Source organism: Tianweitania sp. (genome assembly GCF_032053605.1).
GTDB lineage: Bacteria > Pseudomonadota > Alphaproteobacteria > Rhizobiales > Rhizobiaceae > Tianweitania.
This window is the reverse complement of the sequence record NZ_DAMBUH010000004.1, coordinates 73031-91361: the sequence shown is the minus strand read 5'-3', so window position 1 is coordinate 91361 and position 18331 is coordinate 73031. Positions and strand designations below refer to the sequence as shown.

General features: G+C 61.0%; 22 protein-coding genes. 7 read left to right on the top strand and 15 right to left on the bottom strand.

What is annotated here, in order from left to right; genetic code table 11:
* Positions 1-5: 5 nt before the first annotated feature.
* Genes RTX98_RS02280 through RTX98_RS02265 form a run of 4 tightly spaced genes read left to right on the top strand, consistent with a single transcriptional unit; the run spans position 6 to position 2754 of the window.
* Entirely contained in the window at positions 6-1379 is a 1374-nt protein-coding gene (locus RTX98_RS02280; protein WP_312794280.1) for a DUF2142 domain-containing protein, read from the top strand.
* Positions 1380-2069, top strand: a complete 690-nt coding sequence (locus RTX98_RS02275; protein ID WP_312794278.1) for a glycosyltransferase family 2 protein — start codon at positions 1380-1382, stop codon at positions 2067-2069.
* Positions 2066-2392, top strand: a complete 327-nt coding sequence (locus RTX98_RS02270; RefSeq protein WP_312794276.1) for a DUF2304 domain-containing protein — start codon at positions 2066-2068, stop codon at positions 2390-2392. The genes RTX98_RS02275 and RTX98_RS02270 overlap by 4 nt, the downstream gene beginning before the upstream one ends.
* Positions 2389-2754: an EamA family transporter gene (locus tag RTX98_RS02265; protein ID WP_312794275.1), complete on the top strand. Its 366-nt coding sequence runs from the start codon at positions 2389-2391 to the stop codon at positions 2752-2754. Before RTX98_RS02270 ends, RTX98_RS02265 begins: the two co-directional genes overlap by 4 nt.
* 179 nt (positions 2755-2933) lie before the next feature.
* Here RTX98_RS02265 and RTX98_RS02260 read toward each other — a convergent pair whose 3' ends face one another.
* Positions 2934-4049 (bottom strand): transglutaminase domain-containing protein, encoded by a 1116-nt coding sequence (locus RTX98_RS02260; RefSeq protein ID WP_312794274.1) that lies wholly within the window; start codon positions 4047-4049, stop codon positions 2934-2936.
* 159 nt (positions 4050-4208) lie between these two features.
* On the opposite strand from RTX98_RS02260, the gene RTX98_RS02255 reads away from it, so the two are divergent.
* Positions 4209-4493 (top strand): hypothetical protein, encoded by a 285-nt coding sequence (locus tag RTX98_RS02255; protein ID WP_312794273.1) that lies wholly within the window; start codon positions 4209-4211, stop codon positions 4491-4493.
* Between the two features lie 9 nt (positions 4494-4502).
* Here the strand turns inward: RTX98_RS02255 and RTX98_RS02250 are convergent, their stop codons facing one another.
* The 3 genes from RTX98_RS02250 to RTX98_RS02240 all read right to left on the bottom strand — a co-directional run bounded on the left by RTX98_RS02250 (position 4503) and on the right by RTX98_RS02240 (position 5247).
* A complete protein-coding gene (locus RTX98_RS02250; protein ID WP_312794272.1) occupies positions 4503-4820 on the bottom strand; it encodes a hypothetical protein in 318 nt (105 codons plus the stop codon).
* 62 nt (positions 4821-4882) lie between these two features.
* Positions 4883-5041: a hypothetical protein gene (locus RTX98_RS02245; protein ID WP_312794271.1), complete on the bottom strand. Its 159-nt coding sequence runs from the start codon at positions 5039-5041 to the stop codon at positions 4883-4885.
* A 29-nt stretch (positions 5042-5070) separates the two neighbouring features.
* The gene (locus RTX98_RS02240; protein ID WP_312794270.1) at positions 5071-5247 is read right to left on the bottom strand and encodes a DUF3606 domain-containing protein; all 177 of its coding nucleotides are present in this window, start codon (positions 5245-5247) and stop codon (positions 5071-5073) included.
* 227 nt (positions 5248-5474) lie between these two features.
* Between RTX98_RS02240 and RTX98_RS02235 the strand changes: the two genes are divergently transcribed.
* Positions 5475-6356, top strand: a complete 882-nt coding sequence (locus tag RTX98_RS02235; RefSeq protein WP_312794269.1) for a hypothetical protein — start codon at positions 5475-5477, stop codon at positions 6354-6356.
* Positions 6357-6375: 19 nt separating this feature from the next.
* Here the strand turns inward: RTX98_RS02235 and RTX98_RS02230 are convergent, their stop codons facing one another.
* Together RTX98_RS02230 and RTX98_RS02225 are read right to left on the bottom strand one after the other, a co-directional pair.
* On the bottom strand, positions 6376-7605 hold the full coding sequence (locus RTX98_RS02230; protein WP_312794268.1) for a serine hydrolase: 1230 nt from the start codon (positions 7603-7605) through the stop codon (positions 6376-6378).
* A gap of 105 nt (positions 7606-7710) precedes the next feature.
* The gene (locus RTX98_RS02225; protein WP_312794266.1) at positions 7711-8910 is read right to left on the bottom strand and encodes an acyl-CoA dehydrogenase; all 1200 of its coding nucleotides are present in this window, start codon (positions 8908-8910) and stop codon (positions 7711-7713) included.
* Between the two features lie 130 nt (positions 8911-9040).
* Between RTX98_RS02225 and RTX98_RS02220 the strand changes: the two genes are divergently transcribed.
* A complete protein-coding gene (locus tag RTX98_RS02220) occupies positions 9041-9943 on the top strand; it encodes a LysR family transcriptional regulator (RefSeq protein WP_312794264.1) in 903 nt (300 codons plus the stop codon).
* Between the two features lie 10 nt (positions 9944-9953).
* Here RTX98_RS02220 and RTX98_RS02215 read toward each other — a convergent pair whose 3' ends face one another.
* From RTX98_RS02215 to RTX98_RS02175, 9 genes are all read right to left on the bottom strand, one after another.
* Complete coding sequence (locus RTX98_RS02215) at positions 9954-11180, bottom strand: pyridoxal-phosphate-dependent aminotransferase family protein (RefSeq protein WP_312794263.1); 1227 nt, start codon at positions 11178-11180, stop codon at positions 9954-9956.
* 63 nt (positions 11181-11243) lie between these two features.
* Positions 11244-12296, bottom strand: coding sequence for an ABC transporter substrate-binding protein (locus RTX98_RS02210; RefSeq protein WP_312794261.1), 1053 nt, complete (start codon positions 12294-12296; stop codon positions 11244-11246).
* Between the two features lie 44 nt (positions 12297-12340).
* On the bottom strand, positions 12341-12712 hold the full coding sequence (locus RTX98_RS02205; RefSeq protein ID WP_312794259.1) for a RidA family protein: 372 nt from the start codon (positions 12710-12712) through the stop codon (positions 12341-12343).
* 17 nt (positions 12713-12729) lie between these two features.
* On the bottom strand, positions 12730-13791 hold the full coding sequence (locus RTX98_RS02200) for an ABC transporter ATP-binding protein (RefSeq protein WP_312794257.1): 1062 nt from the start codon (positions 13789-13791) through the stop codon (positions 12730-12732).
* A 44-nt stretch (positions 13792-13835) separates the two neighbouring features.
* Entirely contained in the window at positions 13836-14627 is a 792-nt protein-coding gene (locus RTX98_RS02195; RefSeq protein WP_312794255.1) for an ABC transporter permease, read from the bottom strand.
* 6 nt (positions 14628-14633) lie between these two features.
* Positions 14634-15479: an ABC transporter permease gene (locus RTX98_RS02190; RefSeq protein WP_312794253.1), complete on the bottom strand. Its 846-nt coding sequence runs from the start codon at positions 15477-15479 to the stop codon at positions 14634-14636.
* Positions 15480-15561: 82 nt separating this feature from the next.
* Positions 15562-16614, bottom strand: coding sequence for an ABC transporter substrate-binding protein (locus RTX98_RS02185; RefSeq protein ID WP_312794252.1), 1053 nt, complete (start codon positions 16612-16614; stop codon positions 15562-15564).
* Positions 16615-16647: 33 nt separating this feature from the next.
* Positions 16648-17622: a dipeptidase gene (locus RTX98_RS02180; protein WP_312794250.1), complete on the bottom strand. Its 975-nt coding sequence runs from the start codon at positions 17620-17622 to the stop codon at positions 16648-16650.
* Positions 17619-18329: a hypothetical protein gene (locus RTX98_RS02175; protein WP_312794248.1), complete on the bottom strand. Its 711-nt coding sequence runs from the start codon at positions 18327-18329 to the stop codon at positions 17619-17621. Before RTX98_RS02175 ends, RTX98_RS02180 begins: the two co-directional genes overlap by 4 nt.
* Between the last annotated feature and the right edge of the window lie 2 nt (positions 18330-18331).

Sequence of the window (18331 nt, the reverse complement as noted above, 5' to 3'; positions counted from 1 at the left end):
GCGAAATGAACAATGACAGCAGACTGAGACAGACGTTCCCAGCGATCATCTATCTGCTTGTCGCACTACCACTCGTGTTCTTTCTTTCTTGGTGGCGGCAGCCTATCGGCGTTCCCGACGAATGGGCCCATATCGCAAGAGCGGCACAACTTGCCGACGGTATCCTCTTCACGGAGGTGGCGTCGCCGGGCCTGCCCGCGCAAGGATCCATCGATCCGTCGTTCAACACCTTGGTTCAACAGATTCACGAGCAGCGCTTCGTGCCCCTGGGCCAAACGATGGACTCTTTCCGAGCAGCTACTTGGAGTACCGAAAGGGTTCTGGCGAACAACAATGCCGGCGTTTATTTCCCGGGAGCCTATCTTTTGTCGATCATCGCATTGTTGGCGGCACGACAGGCTGGTGGATCGATCGTTGCAACGCTCGAGTGGGTGAGCCTCGCAAATGGCATCGCCTGTGTGCTGATCGCTGCTGCAGCCATTCAGATAACGAGATCCGGTAAATGGGCGTTTCTTGTTGTCGCCAGTCTGCCAATGTCCCTGTTCCTTTTCGCATCCGCTTCACCGGACGGCTTTCTGATCTCGGGCGCCATGCTGATTGCAGCGATTGTTATACGGATCTGGAACGACCAGGTTTTTCAGACGTGGCAAGCTGTCTTGATGACGATCATTGCAACGATCATCGTCGCCACGAAGATCCCCTACTTTCCGGTCTTTGCCGCAGTCCTGCTTTGCTGCCTGTTTTACGGCCGGAAGGGCAACGAGTTGTCCCTAGCGGGCAGCAAGCGTCACCTTCTGCTCGCAGGCTGCATGGCCGCGCTCATCATCATCCCCGTGGCCTGGTTGATCGCCAGCAAAGCGGGTGAAATTGCAGTTGGAGGTTACAAGGCAGGCAACAGTAGTGAACAGATCGCGTTTCTGATCGACAATCCAGCCAGCATCTTCGCCATCGCTGTGACAACGATGCAGAACTTCGGCCTCATGCACGTGTATCAGATCGTCGGAAATCTAGGCTGGCTGGACGCACCCCTGCCATTCTCCTGCTATGTCTATTTGATCGCAGCACTCCTCGCAGTGTTCTTACTTGATGGCAGCCGCACAGCGTCTCCGGCCAAGCGCCTAGCACTCCTTCTTGGCGTCTTGTTATCGGTCGGCGCTATTTATCTCAGTCTCTACGCCTCCATAAACGAGGTCGGCAATCTCGACGGCATCGTAGGCGTACAAGGACGATACTTCCTGCCCCTTTTGCCGTTCCTGGCATGTTGCATGCCCGCGCTCCCTGTCCGAAATGGCTGGGGTGTTGCAACTATTGCACTATCAGCTGTCGGCGTTTCCGGCTACGCACTCGTCGCAACGATCATAACAAGATACTACATGTAGATGATAAGCGACGAAATGCAGAACTGCTGGTTCGTAATACCGGCCTTCAACGAAGGTTGCGTCATCCATGATGCCCTGGAGCCCGTACAGCATCGTGGATACCAGATCGTCGTTGTGGATGATTGCTCGTCGGACGATACACGGCATATAGCAAGTGCTGCTGGAGCCTGGGTGTGTCGCCACGCGATCAATCTGGGCCAAGGCGCTGCGCTGCAGACCGGCATCGACTTTGCACTTAATCACGGCGCCAGCGTCATCGTCACTTTCGACTCTGACGGACAGCACAGCCTTGACGATGCCGAAGCGATGATCGAAGCGCTGAAAACAGGCAGCTTTGATTACGTGTTGGGATCACGCTTCCTCGGCAAGACGGAAAACATGCCCACTTCGCGCCGCCTCTTGCTACAGGCAGCCACCCTTTACACCCGACTTCACACTGGCATGAAGCTGACCGACACGCACAATGGTCTCCGCGCGATGACGGCTCGGGGTGCAAGCGCCTTGAACCTGCAGCACAACCGAATGGCGCATGCCTCGGAGATCTTGGACAAGATCGCTGCGTCGGGTCTCCCTTGGCGAGAGCATCCCTGTACCATTACTTACACAGACTACTCACGTGCCAAGGGCCAACGGCTTTCGGGCATGTTCGACATCCTCCTCGACCTATACCTTGGACGCTTGCATAAATGATTGCACAGCTCGTTCTTCTGACCTTCATTGTGTTCCTGATTGTCTACGCGTGGACGCAGCGTGCCCGGTCGAAGCTTGTCGCTAATTCAGTTATGCTGATTTGCGTGATCGGCGCTGGATTGGTCATCTATCCGGATTCGGCAACCAACCTCGCCCAGGCCGTGGGAATCGGAAGGGGCGCTGACCTTATTACTTACCTTTTCATCGTGATCGTGATGGTTGCGATCTTCAACTTGCATCTCAGTACACGGTCGGAACAGCGGCGCCTGACGAAGCTTGTTCGTGAAATAGCACTTCTAACAGCGCAGCAGCCGAAGCCATGAGCGCAGGCCGCTTCGTTTCAATCCTTTCGATCGTTTTAGCAATGAGCATCGGGCAGCTGCTTTTCAAAGCAGCGGCGAGAAGTGCGCCCGCCACGTGGAGGCTAGACGTAGCCACACTCTGGTCGTTAGCGACCAATGGCTACCTGGTTGCTGCCCTCTTTCTCTACGCCGCGACCACGATCCTGTGGGTCTACGTTCTTAGAGAAGCGCCGCTGAGCACGTCGTATCCATTCATGGCGCTGGCGATGGTCATCGTGCCCACCGCAGGTGTGCTCTTGTTTGCAGAACCGGTCAGCCCTTCCCTTGTTTTGGGTATCGGCTTGGTTATTGCCGGCATCCTTGTTGTTGCCGCTGGGTTCTAGAAGACTTCTGCCTCACTCATCACCGAACTGTTGATGCTCCTCAAGGACGAGCATCTCACGGACTCAGATGCATCCTCATAACCGTTGCTGCCTCAAGAGGATGCCCACGAGGATGGAGTGGGCGATGGTTCCGCGCACCGCTCCCCTTAAGCCGAAACTGTCAGATCAGACCGAGCCCCTCAGGCCTCGGCTGCAGTGATCTTGTAGCTGAACGCCTTGGCATCGAGTTCATCGAAGCGGCCGCTCGTCTCGGCGAGGCCCTGCGGATACATCAGGAACGGCACGCTGGTTGCGGAGGCGGCACCCGGCAGCGCGACGTCATGCGCCATGTTGTAGGCGACCCAGTTGCCTTCCCAATTGCCGAACAGCGCTGCGTCCACCGGAGCAACCAGCGGATCTTTGGGATCGCGGATCCATTGCTCGGTTTCCTTGCGCATGACCTTCAGCACATCGGCCGGATCCATCGCCACCCAGCCATAGCCTTCCAGCCAGGCTTCGGCGCGGCAATGCTGCGCCGTCGTCACATCGGGCGAACCGGCGCCGACCTGGCTGTAGCCGAACTCGGAAGCCGCCACGCGCACGCCATAGATGTCACGCGCCGGCACACCGGAGGCGCGCGCCAAACCGACGAACAGGCCGTTGAGGTCGGCGCATTTGCCGCCCGGCTCGGCATTCGCCAACAGGGCCTTCAGATCGCCGGAACCGCAGCCGGGCGTATCCACGTTGCGAAAGCAGGACGCCACGATCCAGGTGTAGATCGCCCGCACCTTCTCGACATCGGTTGTTGCACCCGCCGTCACGCGCTTCGCGGTCTCGCCCACGATGCCGTCGAGCGGTGCCATGCTGCTGGACGCCAAAGCCTCCTTCAGCACGGCCGGATCTTCATGCACGTCGCTCTTCTTCGACCAGTCGATCGTGCGATTGCGCGTTTCCACCCGCGTCGTCACCTCGACCTTGCGGTCGGTCTGCGCGGCGTCGAATTTCGCATGGAGCATGCTGGCGCCCGTTGCCGGATCGGTCACGACTTCCGCGCTTGAAGCATTGCCGGTCCACTTCGTACCCAGCGTGCGCTGCCATGGCGTGTCGACCGAGGGGATCGGCAGCCAAACGGAGGTTGCACCGCCATCCGGCGGGGTCACGGAGGTGCTCAGATCGAAGCCGCGCCAATCGGAAGCCTGCGGGGCATAGTGGCGATGCACGGACTGCGCTGCAGCCAGAACGAGGCGTGGCATTGCAAGCATCGCGGCTGCGGCAACACCAAGCTTTAGCACCGTACGACGGGATGTCAGGGACATTATCTCTCCTCAGAGCTAGGTCGGGCAGCAAAATGCATGAAGCACCCGCGCCGCGACAGGTCATTGCGCTCTGTCTAATACGACCACACCCCCACCGCCACCCAATTTTGGCTGCCGGACCGTCACGTCAGGAGGATGCAGCTGTGGTGGGATCGGTTGATGACCCTGTGCATTGCTGAACACAACCCGAAGGAGCACATCATGGCGCTGTCCGACAAAGCCCTATCCATCCTGACTTTCGCCGCCTACCACCAGCTGTCCAGCGGCATGATCGTTCGCGATGTCGTTCTGGAAGATGATGCCGGCCACAAGGCCGAACCGGAAGGCGTGAAGGAGTTGAGCGACGCCGGCTTGCTCGAAGCCAACGGCAAGCGCGGCACGCTGACCGACGAAGGCGAGACCATGCTGGAGAAAGTCATTGCCGCAATCAAGAGCGCGGGCTGATCGGCCGATCTAGCGCGAAGAACCATCCTGCTGCGCCTGCCACGCAGTCCAGGCCTCTTCCACCCGGTTGCCCAATGTCGGGGTCAAGCCTCGCGCCTTGTAGCGTGACCGGCTGCCCCGCACCGCCGGCGCGCTGTAGTGGATATCCTGCGCCAGCTGGGTGAGATAGGACCGACCCTGCTTTTCAAACAAGCGGCGCTCGTTCTCGTCCAGCACGATCAAAAAGGGATAATCCGCCGCGCTGTGGCTGCAGAAGGCGTTCAGATAAAGAACGCCTTCTTCTTCAAGCAACAGCCAGAAATACGGCTCTTCATCCAGAACAACCATCGCCCCCCTCGATCAGGCAAACAAACAGCCCGGCTGGATTTCTCCAGGCCGGGCTTTTTGGTTTATTCCGCGTCGCTTGCAGCCGTTGCCGCATCGCCTGCGGCATCGTCCTTGGGCTTATCCCGCGCATTTGCCTTTGCGGCCAGCTTTTCAGCCTTCTTGGCGGCTTTTTGCAGCTCCCGCTGCCGCTTTTCGAAGTCGTAGTTCGGTGTCTTGGCCATACGCGCCCCTCTTTATATCGCGTTATATCTTAAGCGCCGCGCGCCGCCATATAGGTGTCGAGCTTCTTGCGCGACGGTCCGTAACGCTTGATGATCGTCTTTGCTTCGCTGATCGGCACGCCGAACTTGGCGGCAAAGGCTGCGGCCTCGTAGGTGTCCGTGCCGGCACCTTTTTGATCGGTCTTGCCTGCTGATTTGGCTGTCATTGTTGTGCCTCCTGGCATCGAGCGACTCAGATGATCTTGGTTCGGTCGAGCCTATCGGAGCTCGAACCGGTGCCGCAGTCGCCGCTTCATTCTTGTGTAGATAGGCATCATAGCATCATTTTGCAGCGCGGTGCTGAACAATCGCACAGCCGGCGAACAAGCCGTGCCGATGACGCAGCTTGGTTGAGCTGAGCCCACGACTCTCATATCTGAAGCGGATGCTGACGATGTTTCGCTCCTTCATCCAGGCGGGCTTTGAATGCGGCCGGCTCGAATGGCAGAAGAACTTCTGCCTTCTGTCGGGCTCGCGCCATCTGCCCGAACAGGACATGGCCGCCCATTACGCCATCGTCAAAGCGCACGGCATCCGCACGATCCGCGACGGCCTGCCCTGGTGGCTGCCCATTGAGCCGCGGCTGCAATGCGCGCGGGATGCCGGCCTCGAAGTCATATGGGACCTCAACCATTACTGGCGCCATCCCGATCCTGTCGGCTATGCAGAGCGCGTGGCACAGGCCGTCCGGACCGTAGTGCCTGACCAGACCTTCTGGTGCTGCTTCAACGAACTCAGCTTCCACCCCCGCATGGTGCCGGGCGAAAGCTTCGATTATGTCGTTGAGCAGTCGCGCACCATCCTGTCGATCCTCAAGGCGAGCCTGCCTGATGTCCGTCTGGTCACGGCCGAGCCTGCCCACCGTCCGCACGAGATCGGCGCCCATGCGCTGGCCGATTGCGCCGATGTCATCGGCATCAACGTCTATCCGCACGAACTCAAGCGCGACATCAGCCGCTCACTGAAAGATGTCGCGGCGCGCTATGGCAAACCGGTGATGATCGCCGAGACCGGCCTGCATCACGGCCATCATCGCCGCTGGAAAGGCATCAACGACAAGGGGCATTGGCTTGAAAACGTGCTCGACGCCGTGGCGCGCTCCAAGGTCCATGTCATGGGCGTGTGCCTGTACCCGATCGTCAACGCGCCAGCCTGGAACGCTCCGCATCGTCGCCGCTGGGATCACGGTTTGATCCGCGAGGACCTCAGCATCGATGATAGCCTTTCGCACGCTATCATGCGCGAAACAGGCGCAGACCGCTTTAAAGCAGCCTGAGCCACCCGAACCGCTTTGCTTACTGAAGCGCGTCGGCCACCGCGTCGAAGAACAGATACGGGTCGATCGGCTCCTTGTCGGTCGGCTTCGGCTGCGCGCCGAACGTCACGACCACAACATTCTTGGCGGGATTGATGTAGATGTTCTGACCCTGGATGCCGATCGCGCCATAAGCGCCGTCCTTCATGGAGCTGGGCGTCCAGCCCGTCCACCACATATAACCGTAGTCGAGCTTCTCGCCATTCTTCAGCGTGGTCGGCTGCGAAGCCTCCTTGACCCAACCGTCCGGCAGGATCGATCCACCATTGATCATGCCGTTCTCAAGGAAGAACTGGCCGAAACGAGCATAGTCGCGCAAGGTTGCGCTGATGCCGCTGCCGCCGATCTCGACGCCATCGGGCGAATCCAGCCACCAGGTCGCGTCGGATTCCATGCCGTATGGCTGCCAGATTTTTTCCGACAGATACTCAGCCAGCGGCTTCTTCACCGCACCGCGCACGATCTCCCCCAGCACCTGCGTTTCGCCTGTCGAATAGGTGTTCGACGTGCCGGGCTCGGCCGCGCGCGGCAGGCTCGCCATCAGCTTCATCGCCGATCCCGGTTCTTGGGCAATCTGCGCCTTCAACAGCGCGCGGCGGTCGGATTGAGGATCGGTATAGGTCTCGTTCCATTTGACGCCCGACGACATCATCAGCACGTCCTTCACCGTCACGCCTTCGTAGGCGCTGCCTTTCAGCGCCGGAACGTAATCCACCACCTGCGAATCGAGCCCGGAAATCAGCCCGTCCTTGATCGCGATGGCCGCGAGTGTCGAGGTGATCGACTTGGCAACCGACATCGACATCCAACGCGTTTGGTCGGTGTTGCCGCGCTGGTAGGTCTCGTAGGCGATCTTGCCGTCTTTCAGAACGAGCATCGCCGTGATGCTGTCCAGCGCCATGAAGTCGTAAAGGTCGTAAGACTTGCCTTCGACATCGAATTTGACGTTGGTCAGCTGCTTGGCGGCGCGCTCGAAGTCATTCACCTTCCCGCCGGCCTTGATCGTATGGGTCGGGAACAGGCGATCGATGTTGCGGAAGGTCGCAACCGCATCGTCCGGCAACAAGGCACCATCATAGATCTGCTCGACCGTACCGATCTTTTCGCCCGCATGCGGATTGGGCGCGGCCTGCGCGAAAGCGCCTCCCGCGCTTCCGAGCAACAAAAGACCAACCAGGAAGGGCTGAATCTTCTGGATTTTGCTGAACATGTGCATTCCCCTGCTTTTCTGGACCCATCTTGACGCCAGGCGGAACTAAGGCAAGGGCTTATCGCTCAGGCCGGACCTCAGCGATCCGGCCTGCCTATTTTATGCTCAGAAGAACGCCTGCAGCCCGGTTTGCGCCCGGCCGAGGATCAGCGCATGAACGTCATGCGTGCCCTCATAGGTGTTCACCGTTTCCAGGTTCTGCGCATGGCGCATGATGTGGTAGCCAATCTGGATACCGTTGCCGCCATGCATGTCGCGGGCCTGACGGGCGATGTCGAGCGCCTTACCGCAATTGTTGCGCTTCACGATGGAGATCATTTCCGGCGCCATTTTGTGCTCGTCCATCAAGCGGCCGACCCGCAGAGAGCCTTGTAATCCCAACGCAATTTCGGTCTGCATGTCCGCGAGCTTCTTCTGGAACAGCTGCGTTTGCGCCAGCGGCTTGTTGAACTGCTTGCGGTCGAGACCATACTGCCGCGCCCGGTGCCAGCAATCTTCCGCAGCCCCCATCGAGCCCCAGGAAATGCCGTACCGCGCCCGGTTGAGGCAGCCGAACGGACCCTTCAAACCGGAAACGTTGGGCAGCAGCGCGTCTTCGCCCACCTCCACGCCTTCCATCACGATCTCGCCGGTGATCGAAGCCCGCAACGAGAGCTTGCCCTCGATCTTCGGCGCCGAAAGCCCCTTCATGCCCTTTTCCAGCACAAAGCCGCGGATCGCGTTGTCATGCGCAGCCGACTTCGACCAAACCACGAAAACGTCGGCGATCGGCGAGTTGGAGATCCACATCTTGGAGCCGGACAGGCGATAGCCGCCGTCGATCTTCTCCGCCCGCGTCTTCATGCCGCCCGGATCGGAGCCCGCATCCGGCTCGGTCAAGCCAAAGCAGCCGATCCACTCGCCAGATGCGAGCTTCGGCAAATACTTCTTCCGCTGTTCTTCCGAACCATAAGCGTGGATCGGATACATCACGAGCGAAGACTGCACGCTCATCATCGAGCGATAACCGGAGTCAACGCGCTCGACCTCACGCGCAACCAGACCGTACGACACGTAGCCGGCGCCGACGCCACCATATTCTTCCGGGATCGTCACGCCGAGCAGCCCGGCTTCGCCCATCTCGCGGAAAATCGACGGATCCGTCGTCTCGTCGAGGTAAGCCCGCTCGATGCGCGGCGCGAGCTTATCGGCGGCAAAAGACGCCGCGGCATCGCGGATCATCCGCTCTTCTTCCGTCAGCTGATCCTCGAGAAGGAATGGGTCTGACCAGTTGAACGCGGCCGTTTTGGCTGAAGTGTTCGACATAAACTGCTCCCATCAACGCAACACCGTTCCGCTCTCACGGACGGTGCTAATCCAGATCATTCGCTAATGCTTTCCAAGGTAGGGGCAAAGCGCTATTTTTCCATGACTTCATGCATTGAATGAATGACCCATGCGCGCGCGCCGCTTTATTCCCTCCCTCAGCCAGCTCCTCGCCTTTGAAGCGGTGGTGCGCCATCAATCCGTGACAATTGCCGCCAAGGAAATGAACCTGACGCAAAGCACGGTCACGCGCCTCCTGCAAAATCTCGAAGGCCAGATCGGCCAGCCGCTGTTCGTGCGCGAACGTAAGAGGCTCGTCCCAACCGACGCAGCGAAAGCCTACTGCGCCGATATCTCGGCTGCCCTGAACATGATCCAGCGCGCCAGTATGGGGCTGATGACCAATCCCGATGGCGGCTCCCTGTCGCTCGCCGTTCTGCCGACCTTCGGCACCCGCTGGCTCGCGCCGCGCCTGGCGCCTTTTCTGCAAGCCAATCCCGGCATCACGGTCAATCTGGCAACGCGCGTACAGCGCTTCAGCTTCGACACCGAAAGCTTCGATGCCGTCATCTTCTTCGGGCAGGCCAACTGGCTGCGCGCCAACCACATGAAGCTGTTCGACGAGCATCTGACGGCCTGCGCCTCGCCCGACTTCCTGCGTCGCCATCCCATCGACACCGCAGCCCAACTGGCGAACCTGCCGCTGCTCCAGCTCGAAACACGCCCGACAGCCTGGAGCGCATGGTTCGAAGGCCAGAACGCCACCCCGCCAGCGAAATCAGGCATGCTGATGGACCAGTTCTCCATGATGATCCAAGCCGCCATCTCCGGCCTCGGCATCGCGCTTCTGCCGGACTATCTGGCCTGGGCCGAAATCGCAGAAGGCCGTCTCCTGCCCGTGCTGCGCCCAAGCGTATCAGGTGCCGGAAGCTATTGGCTGGCCTGGCCCGAAGCCAAGGATCGCTACGGCCCCCTGCGCGCCTTCCGCAATTGGATGGCGGAAACGGAAGCGCCCGAGGAGGTCACGGCCTGAATCCGTTCGCTTACCGCCGCGTCGCGTCCGCGATCACTGCCGCAGCCTGCTCGATCGCACCGCTGCCATGCGGAATGTCGAGCGCCAGCAGACCGGCCTGCATCACGGCCAGCGCACCCAGCGTCATATGCGCATTGACATAACCCATATGCGCAAGCCGCAGATGATCGTGGTAGGCGGGCTCCGTCGGCAGCGCCATGCCGAGCCCGATGCCCAGCGTCAGCCCGGCATTGTCTTCGGCCCAACGACGCAAGCGAGCAGCGCCACCATTGCCGATGCGAATGGAGGTCACCGCGTGCGACCGGGCCGCAGGATCAGTGACGTTCAACCCGATCTCGCCGCCTGCACCCCAAGCATTCACGGCGGCCCAAACCGCGCGTGCCAGCGTCTGGTGGCGAGCAACAACGGCGTCGATGCCTTCCTCGGTGAGGAGGGACAATGCTTCGCGCAAGCCGTAAAGCTGCTGCGCCGGCGCGGTGCCAGCGAAAGCCTTGTAGAATTCGGGGCTGAAACAGCGCGTCCGCCAGTTCCAGTAAGGCGTAACCAGATCGGCTTTTTCCGACACGTCCTTTGCCTTGTCCGAAAACCACACGAAGCTGAGGCCTGGCGGCATCATCAGCCCCTTCTGGCTGGCGCCGATCAGAACATCGACGCCCCATTGATCGAACCTGATCTCCTCGCAGGCAACCGAGGCAATCCCGTCCACCAGCAGCAGCGCCGGATGCCCCGCTCGGTCTATCGCAGCGCGCACGGCGGCAATGTCGTTGCGCACCGTCGTCGCCGTATCCGTATGCGTCATCAGAACGGCACGGATCGTATGCGCGGTGTCCTGTTCCAGCGCACGCCCGATCGCGTCGGGATCGATCGGCTTGCCGCACCCGAAATCGAGCGCATCGACCTCGATGCCGAGGCCGCGCAAGCTCACCGCCCAGGTCTGCCCGAAATGGCCGGTGATCGCCGACAGGGCCTTGTCGCCGCGTGAAAACACGTTGCTGCTCACGGCCTCCCACGCGCCGTGGCCATTGGCGATATACACAGCGACATGCGCCGCCGTGCTTCCTACCACAGCGCGTAGATCGCGCAAAATGCCCGGATACATCTCGTGAAGCTCGCCTTCATAGATGTTAGGCGACGGCCGGTGCATGGCGGCCAGAACACGATCCGGCACCACGGTCGGTCCGGGAATGGCGACATAAGGACGTCCGGCAGCCAGGGTCACAACAGGCACTCTCTTCATTGATTCAAAGCGGTCATGCCGCGTCCCGCAAGGCACGGCAAGACGGTCATCACGGCTGCATGGTCAGCTCAGAACCCATTCCTCGAAGCGCTCGGTCAGTTCGGCCGGATCGATCCCGAAGTTTTCCAGATCCTGCGACACGACCTGCTCGGCATAGCGGGCATTGGTCGGCATGCGCTCGGCCTGATCCGGCGGGATCAAAGCAAGCGAGGCCGGGTTGAGCGGCCCGTCCTGTTGCGCCTTGGCAAAGCCCGCCAGCGGCGCGGCGGATGTCGCGAAAGCCACGAACTTCTTGGCGTTCTCGACATTGGGCGTGTCCTTGGCGACGACCCAGTAAGCCTTGTCGAGGATCGCCTGGTTCCACGTCATGGCAACAGGACTACCGCCATCCTGCGCGTTGAAGAAACGCGTGTTCCAGATGCCGATCATGTCGACTTCGCCATCGCGCAAGAGCTGGCTCGACTGTGCGCCAGCCGTCCACCACACCACGACATGCTCCTTGATCCGGTCGAGCGACTTAAAGGCGCGCTCCACGTCGAGCGGGTAAAGGTCCTTGGGATCCACGCCATCGGCCAGAAGCGCGATGGGAATGACGCGCGCCGCATAGCGCTGCAGCGAGCGCTTGCCGGGAAAGCGCTCCACATCCCAGAAGTCGGCCCAGCTTTTCGGCTCGTCGCCGAACTTGTCCTTGCGCCAGCCCATCAGCGTCGCAAAGGCGTGCGAGCCCATGCCGTTGTTGTAAAGACCGCCGGGATAGCTCTCTTCGAGATCTTCCAGCAGCCCGTTCTGGTTGGCGCGCACGAGCTCCGCCGCACCAAGCGTGGTAACGTCGAACTCATAGGTGCCAGTGTTGACCTGCTGCGCCAGCTTGGCGAAGGACACCGGCGAAACGGTCTGGATCTTGATGCCGGTCTCAGCGGTGAACGGATCAAACAGGTTCGCCCGCGCCGCCGCCTCCCATTCGCCGCCCCAGGTGTTGATCGACAGCGCAGTCTCCTGCGCCCGGGCCACGAAGGGCGAGGCAAGAGGTGCCGCCGCGACTGCTGCGACCCCCGCCAGAAATGTTCGCCGCGTCGGGCGCAGGATCGTGCTCGTCCCGTTTATGAATTGACGCATGGCTCTCCTCCCTAAAGAAACTGCGTTTGTTGGTTTGGCGCCGGTCAGTCCGTCGCGCAGACCATGATCATTTCGACCTTAAGGTCAGGGCTGGCGAGACCGGCGCTGAAGCAGGCGCGCGCGGGTGGCGTGATGCCGCCAACCCACTCGTCCCACACCCCGTTCATTTCAGCGTAGTCGCTCATATCCGGCAGGATGATCGCCACGAACAGGAGCTTGCTCTTGACGCTGCCGATCTCGGCCAGGCGCAAATCCGCCTTGTCGAGCAACTGCCGCGTCTGTTCAGCGGTGCTGAGCGACGGGTCGTAGGGCGCTTTCGGCGTGACGGCGAAATAGCCGGTGCCGTGATGGGTCACAGCAAGGCTGGCGCGATTGCCGATGCCGAAATAAGAGATCATGTCTGTAAGCGTATTCATGGAAGCGTCGTCCGAACTCATTTGGCGATGAGGTACACTGCGTCAGGCGTCCAGCTGATGCAGCAATCCTGGTTTTCCTTGATAATGACGACATCGGCGCCGAGCACCCGCACCCGCATGGTGAGATCGCCGACCTTGCCGATCACCAGCGCGTTGTCGCCATAGTTGACGATCGTCTCGACCTTCATCTGCGCGTTGCGACGGCCCTCAATCGGATTGCGCGACAGGCGCATGTGTTCAGGACGGATCATCAGCGTCACGCCCTGCCCTTTCTTGGCTTTGTCCGTCGGCGCATATTCGACCTCGCCGAGATGCGCGGCACTGGCAGTGCGTGCAACCGCATCGGTCACGACCGCCTCGATCAGGTTGCTTTCGCCGATGAAGCCCGCGACGAAGCGCGTTTCCGGCTTGTGGTAAAGGTCGAGCGGCGCGGCCACCTGGTTGATGCGCCCGCCTTCGAACACCACGATCCGATCCGACATCGACATGGCTTCGGTCTGGTCATGCGTCACGAAGATCGTGGTAACACCGAGCGCGCGCTGGATGCGCTTGATCTCAATCTGCATCTGCTCGCGCAGATTCTTGTCGAGCGCGCCAAGCGGTTCGTCGAGCAAAAGAAGCGAAGGCTCGAAAACCAGCGCACGTGCCAGGGCGACACGCTGCTGCTGGCCGCCGGAAAGCTCCTTCGGGTAGCGGTGGCCGAAATCCCGCAGACCCACCAGCTCCAGCATTTCCTCCGCCCGTTTCAGGCCGGTGGCGCGCTTCACACTGCGCATCTGCAGCGGGAAATACACATTCTCGGCCGCCGTCTTGTGCGGAAACAGCCCGTAGTTCTGGAACACGATGCCGATATTGCGCTCATGCGGCGCCAAGCCCTGCAACGGCCGGCCATCGATCTCCACGCTGCCGGTGGTCGCCTTTTCGAAGCCGGCGATGATCATCAGCGTCGTGGTCTTCCCCGAGCCACTCGGTCCCAAGAAGGTGACGAACTCGCCTTTGGCAGCGCTTAGATTGACATCGTTCAGCGCCACGAACTGGCCGTAGCTCTTGTTGATGCCTTTGAGGTCGAGATAGCTCATGTTTCTTCCTGATCGGCCGGCCTGGGGCGGCGTCTGAATGGGGGTCAGGCGGCTTGGGCGCGTGGACGGCGGTTACGCAACGCGGCAACCACCCTCGGACCAACGAGCCCAAGCAGCACGAGAGCGAACAACAGCGTCGAGATCACCGCGATCACCGGATCGGCTTCCTGCCGGATGCTGTCGAACATCTTGCGCGGCAACGTTTCGGCGTTGCGGCCTGAAATGAAGATCGACACCACCGTTTCATCAAAGGAATGGATGAAGGCAAACAGCGCGCTGATGATCAAACCGGGACGCAAGATCGGCAGCGTCACATGGATAAAGGTCTTGGCGGGGCTCGCTCCCAAGCTCATCGCGGCGCGCTCCAGCGTCCGGTCGAACCCCTTCAAGTTGGCCGAAAGAACCAGAAAGGCGATCGGCACCGCGAGAGCTGTATGGGCCAGCACGACGCCGAGATGCGTGTGCACGATGCCCATCGCGCCGAAATAGGAGTAATAGCCGACCGCCATTACGATCGACGGCACCGCGAGCGGCATCAGCATCATGAGATCGGCGATCGAGCGGCCGCGGAACTGGTGCCGCACCAGAGCAAAGGTCGCGGGCACCACAAGCAGCATGGTCAGCACGGTTGTGGCCGTGGCGATCATGATGCTGTTCCAGGTCGGGATCAGCCAGCTGGGATCAGAGAAATAAGCCTGGTAATAGCCGAGCCCATAGCCGGGCGGCGGGAATTGCAGCGAGCGGGCCGTGGAGAACGACATCGGCACCACGATCACCAGCGGCGCGGCGATGAAGATGACGACGACAACGCCGAGCCATTTCATGAAACGTGTCATGGCAGATCACCCCCAGAGTTTGTCGAGGCCGAAGCGGCGGTGATAGATCGTGAGGATCACCATGGTGAAGACGAGCAGCACCATGGCCAGCGCCGAGCCCATGCCGAAGGCCAGGAACTCGTCGAGCTGGGTGCCGATCAAACCGGCGATCATCTGTTCGCGCGGGCTGCCAAGCAGCGCCGGCGTCACGTAGAAACCAAGGCAGATCACGAACACCAGCACGCAGCCATTGGCAATGCCCGGCGCCGTCAGCGGCAGATACACGTGTCGCAGCAGCGAACCGCCCCGCGCGCCAAGGCTCTCGGCCGATCGCACCAGCACCGGGTCGATCTTCCGCATCACCGAATAGATGTTCATGATCATGTAGGGCGCCAGGATATGCACCATCGCCAGCGTCGAGGAAAAGCGCGTGAACAGAAGCTGCGGCGGCTTGGTGATGCCGACCGCCTGGAACAGCCACACCAGCGGTCCGCTCGTGCCAAGAAGCACCATCCAGGCATAAGTCCGCACGAGAAAACTCGTCCAGAAGCTCATCGTCACCAGAAGCAGGATCAGCATGGCCGTGCGCTGGCTGCTGACCGACATCAGGTAGGCCAGCGGATACCCGGCCAGAAGGCAGCAGAGCGTCACGAAGCCTGCGGTCAGGAAGGTGTTGATGAAGACGCGCTGATACAGTCCGCCGGTCAGCGCCCGCTCGTAATTGGCGAATGTCACGCGGGGTTCGGTGAAGCTCATCACGGCCACATCGATCAGCGGCACGACGAAGAACACAACAAGAAACACGGCCAGCGGCGTCAAAAGGAGCCACGGCCACAGGTTCTTTCGTTCGGTCAGGTTGGAAAAACCGGTCATCTCTGCCGTTATCGGTTCGAGCCTTGGAATGAACCGCCGCGATTGAAGTGCGGCGGCAGTCTTGGGTGGGCCGCTCAGCGGCTCAGCTTGCGAGCCATTCTTCGAACCGCTCCGACGCTTCCGCCGGGTCACCGCCGAAATTCGCCATGTCCTGTTCGAAGGTCTGGGAATAGTTCGCCGGCGCGGTCGGCATGCGCGCCGCAGCCTCGGCTGGAATGAACTCGTTGGATGCTGGGTTCAGGGCACCGTAATCCGCCTGCATCACGAACTCCGCCAGCGGCTTTGCGCTGGTGGCGAAAGCGATGAACTTCTTCGCGTTTTCGGCATTCGGCGTGTCTTTCGCCACAACCCAATAGGCGCGGTCGATCTCGCCCTGGTTCCAGGTCATGGCGACCGGCGCGCCGGCCTTTTCCGCTTCAAAGAAGCGGGCGTGCCAGATGCCGATCAGGTCCACTTCGCCATCGCGCAGGATCTGCGTCGACTGCGCGCCGGCCGTCCACCACACGCGGACATGATCCTTGATGCGGTCGAGCGATTCAAAGGCGCGGTCGAGATCGAGCGGGTAAAGATCCTTCACTTCGACGCCATCCGCCAGAAGCGCGATCGGCAGCACACGGGCGGCATAGCGCTGAAGCGAGCGGCCGCCGGGGAAGCGCTCGACGTCCCAGAACTCGGCCCAGGTCTTCGGCCCTTCCTTGATCTTGTCGGTGCGCCACGCCATCACGGTCGCGAAGGCATGCGACGCTACACCATTCTCGAACAACCCGCCTTCATAAGGCGCTTCGAGATCTTCGATGATGCCGGCCTCGTTGGCGCGCACCAGCTCGCCGCCGCCAAGCGTGGTGATGTCGAACTCATAGGTGCCGGTATGCACCTGCTGCGCCAGCTTGGCGAAGGAGACCGGCGACAGGGTCTGGATCTTGATGCCGGTTTCAGCCGTGAACGGATCAAACAGATGCGCGCGTGCCGCCTCGTCCCAGGGCCCGCCCCATGTGTTGATGTAAAGAACATTGTCCTCGGCGCGCGCGACATAGGGCGCGGCAAGCGTGGATGCGGCCGCCAGGCCGGTGGCCTTCAGGAAAGTGCGTCGGCTCGGCGTCATCAGGGACGCCGGATCAAGCGTGAATTTCGGCACGTCCAGTTCTCCTCTTTTATTATGCTTGGCCGTTTATTTCGATGGTCGGAACGTCGCCTCGTAGAGCCGAAGCCAGTTCTTGTGGGTGATCTTGGCCACTTCCTCTTCCGAGAAGCCGACCGCGCGCAGGCCGCCGGGAATGACGTTCATGTCTTCCACGGTCTGGAACCAGTCCGGCGGCGGCGCCTTCAGCGGCTTGCCGGCGGCACTCGCCCCATATTGAACGCCGCGCGTCCAGCGGCCCTGCCGCATCCAGGCATAATCGGGTGCCGTGAAGTTGTGGCTGCGATCGGTGCCGATCGCGACGGAGTCGATGCCCGCGATATCCACGGTTCTAGCGACCATCCCGCACCAGGCTTCGATCGACTTGCAGTAGCCGTCGCCGGTGATGTTGCGGTAAGCCGCACAGCCGATCACGCCGCCGGTCTGGCCGAGAGCCTTGATGACATCATCCGACTTGTTGCGCTTGTGATCGAACAGCGAGCGCGCATTGGCATGCGTAACTGCGATCGGCTTTTCCGATGCCTCGATCGCATCCAGCGTGGTGCGGTCGCCGACATGGCTGCAATCCACGAGAATGCCGGCGCGGTTCATTTCCAGAACCACTTCCTTGCCGAAGCGCGCAAGGCCGGAATCCTCGGCCTCATAACAGGAGCCGCCGAGTTCGTTCTGGTTGTTGTAGGTGAGCTGCACGACACGCACGCCAAGTTCGGCGAACATTTCCACCAGCCGAATGCGTCCTTCAAACAGGTTTGCGTTCTGGTAGCCGAGGATCACGGCGACCTTGCCCTCCGCACCGATGCGTTCGATCTCGGCCGAGGTCGTGCCGATCTCGGCGACATCCGAATTGTCGCGCACCAGGTCGCGCCAAAGACCGAGCGCATCAAGCGATTCCAGGGCGCCTTCCCAGAAGCCGCAAGTCACCACCACGCCACCGACACCGGCACGCTGCAGCGAAAGAAAAGCCTCACGGTCGAAGTGACCGCATTGCAGACCGTCGATGATCATGGGTTCGCGCCCTTTTCTTGAGTTTGCTGCGAGGCGGGTGCAGCCAGAAACGACACATCGGTGTCGTCGTCATTGTCCTTACGGCCGGTCACGCTGCCGTCTTCGTTGACGATCATCGGCCCGGCATGGCGGCGCGACACCACCGTGTCGGCGGCCAGCGCCTTCTTGGCGTGGTGATAAACCCGCCACCAGAGATCGGCCTCGATCGGCGTGCCGTTGCACAGGAGGTCCCACAAAACCGGATCATCCTCGGCAACCCTGCCGGTCAGCGGCTGCGGCTTGGCGGTGACAACGCCGCCCTCTTCCACGGTGACGCTCAGCCCAGTGCGTCCGCCCAACGCTTCCGCAATCTTCACCTCTGCGGGTTCGACCGCATTGCGAACGGTGATCCGCGCTTCGCCATGTTTGGCTGTGAGTTCGCCGAGCAGATCGAGCAGGCTCGGCACCACGACCCAGCCATGCTGGTTGCCGGCGTCGAGCACCAGCGCCGAACCGTTCTCGGCCGTGATCGTGATTGCTTCCGGCTTCGCATCGGCCAGCAGGTCGAAGCGCTCTTCAAGGGCAGCGAAACCGCCTAAGCCGACCTTCTGCGACAGCATCACGAAATCCTGCATGGCCAGAAAGAAGCCCTTGGGCAAAGCCATCAGCGACAAGATGCGTTCGGACATGAGCCGCATTTCGCGCGGCATGATTCTGAGCGTGGTCATGG

Bases quoted from the DNA above. Each gene is read 5' to 3' on its own strand.
- RTX98_RS02260 (WP_312794274.1), bottom strand. From the start codon at position 4,049: ATGTCCCTGACATCCCGTCGTACGGTGCTAAAGCTTGGTGTTGCCGCA.
- RTX98_RS02245 (WP_312794271.1), bottom strand. From the start codon at position 5,041: ATGGCCAAGACACCGAACTACGACTTCGAAAAGCGGCAGCGGGAGCTG.
- RTX98_RS02235 (WP_312794269.1), top strand. From the start codon at position 5,475: ATGTTTCGCTCCTTCATCCAGGCGGGCTTTGAATGCGGCCGGCTCGAA.
- RTX98_RS02270 (WP_312794276.1), top strand. From the start codon at position 2,066: ATGATTGCACAGCTCGTTCTTCTGACCTTCATTGTGTTCCTGATTGTC.
- RTX98_RS02175 (WP_312794248.1), bottom strand. From the start codon at position 18,329: ATGACCACGCTCAGAATCATGCCGCGCGAAATGCGGCTCATGTCCGAA.
- RTX98_RS02280 (WP_312794280.1), top strand. From the start codon at position 6: ATGAACAATGACAGCAGACTGAGACAGACGTTCCCAGCGATCATCTAT.
- RTX98_RS02210 (WP_312794261.1), bottom strand. From the start codon at position 12,296: ATGCGTCAATTCATAAACGGGACGAGCACGATCCTGCGCCCGACGCGG.
- RTX98_RS02190 (WP_312794253.1), bottom strand. From the start codon at position 15,479: ATGACCGGTTTTTCCAACCTGACCGAACGAAAGAACCTGTGGCCGTGG.
- RTX98_RS02275 (WP_312794278.1), top strand. From the start codon at position 1,380: ATGATAAGCGACGAAATGCAGAACTGCTGGTTCGTAATACCGGCCTTC.
- RTX98_RS02180 (WP_312794250.1), bottom strand. From the start codon at position 17,622: ATGATCATCGACGGTCTGCAATGCGGTCACTTCGACCGTGAGGCTTTT.
- RTX98_RS02265 (WP_312794275.1), top strand. From the start codon at position 2,389: ATGAGCGCAGGCCGCTTCGTTTCAATCCTTTCGATCGTTTTAGCAATG.
- RTX98_RS02250 (WP_312794272.1), bottom strand. From the start codon at position 4,820: ATGGTTGTTCTGGATGAAGAGCCGTATTTCTGGCTGTTGCTTGAAGAA.
- RTX98_RS02225 (WP_312794266.1), bottom strand. From the start codon at position 8,910: ATGTCGAACACTTCAGCCAAAACGGCCGCGTTCAACTGGTCAGACCCA.
- RTX98_RS02255 (WP_312794273.1), top strand. From the start codon at position 4,209: ATGACCCTGTGCATTGCTGAACACAACCCGAAGGAGCACATCATGGCG.
- RTX98_RS02205 (WP_312794259.1), bottom strand. From the start codon at position 12,712: ATGAATACGCTTACAGACATGATCTCTTATTTCGGCATCGGCAATCGC.
- RTX98_RS02215 (WP_312794263.1), bottom strand. From the start codon at position 11,180: ATGAAGAGAGTGCCTGTTGTGACCCTGGCTGCCGGACGTCCTTATGTC.
- RTX98_RS02240 (WP_312794270.1), bottom strand. From the start codon at position 5,247: ATGACAGCCAAATCAGCAGGCAAGACCGATCAAAAAGGTGCCGGCACG.
- RTX98_RS02230 (WP_312794268.1), bottom strand. From the start codon at position 7,605: ATGTTCAGCAAAATCCAGAAGATTCAGCCCTTCCTGGTTGGTCTTTTG.
- RTX98_RS02195 (WP_312794255.1), bottom strand. From the start codon at position 14,627: ATGACACGTTTCATGAAATGGCTCGGCGTTGTCGTCGTCATCTTCATC.
- RTX98_RS02220 (WP_312794264.1), top strand. From the start codon at position 9,041: ATGCGCGCGCGCCGCTTTATTCCCTCCCTCAGCCAGCTCCTCGCCTTT.
- RTX98_RS02200 (WP_312794257.1), bottom strand. From the start codon at position 13,791: ATGAGCTATCTCGACCTCAAAGGCATCAACAAGAGCTACGGCCAGTTC.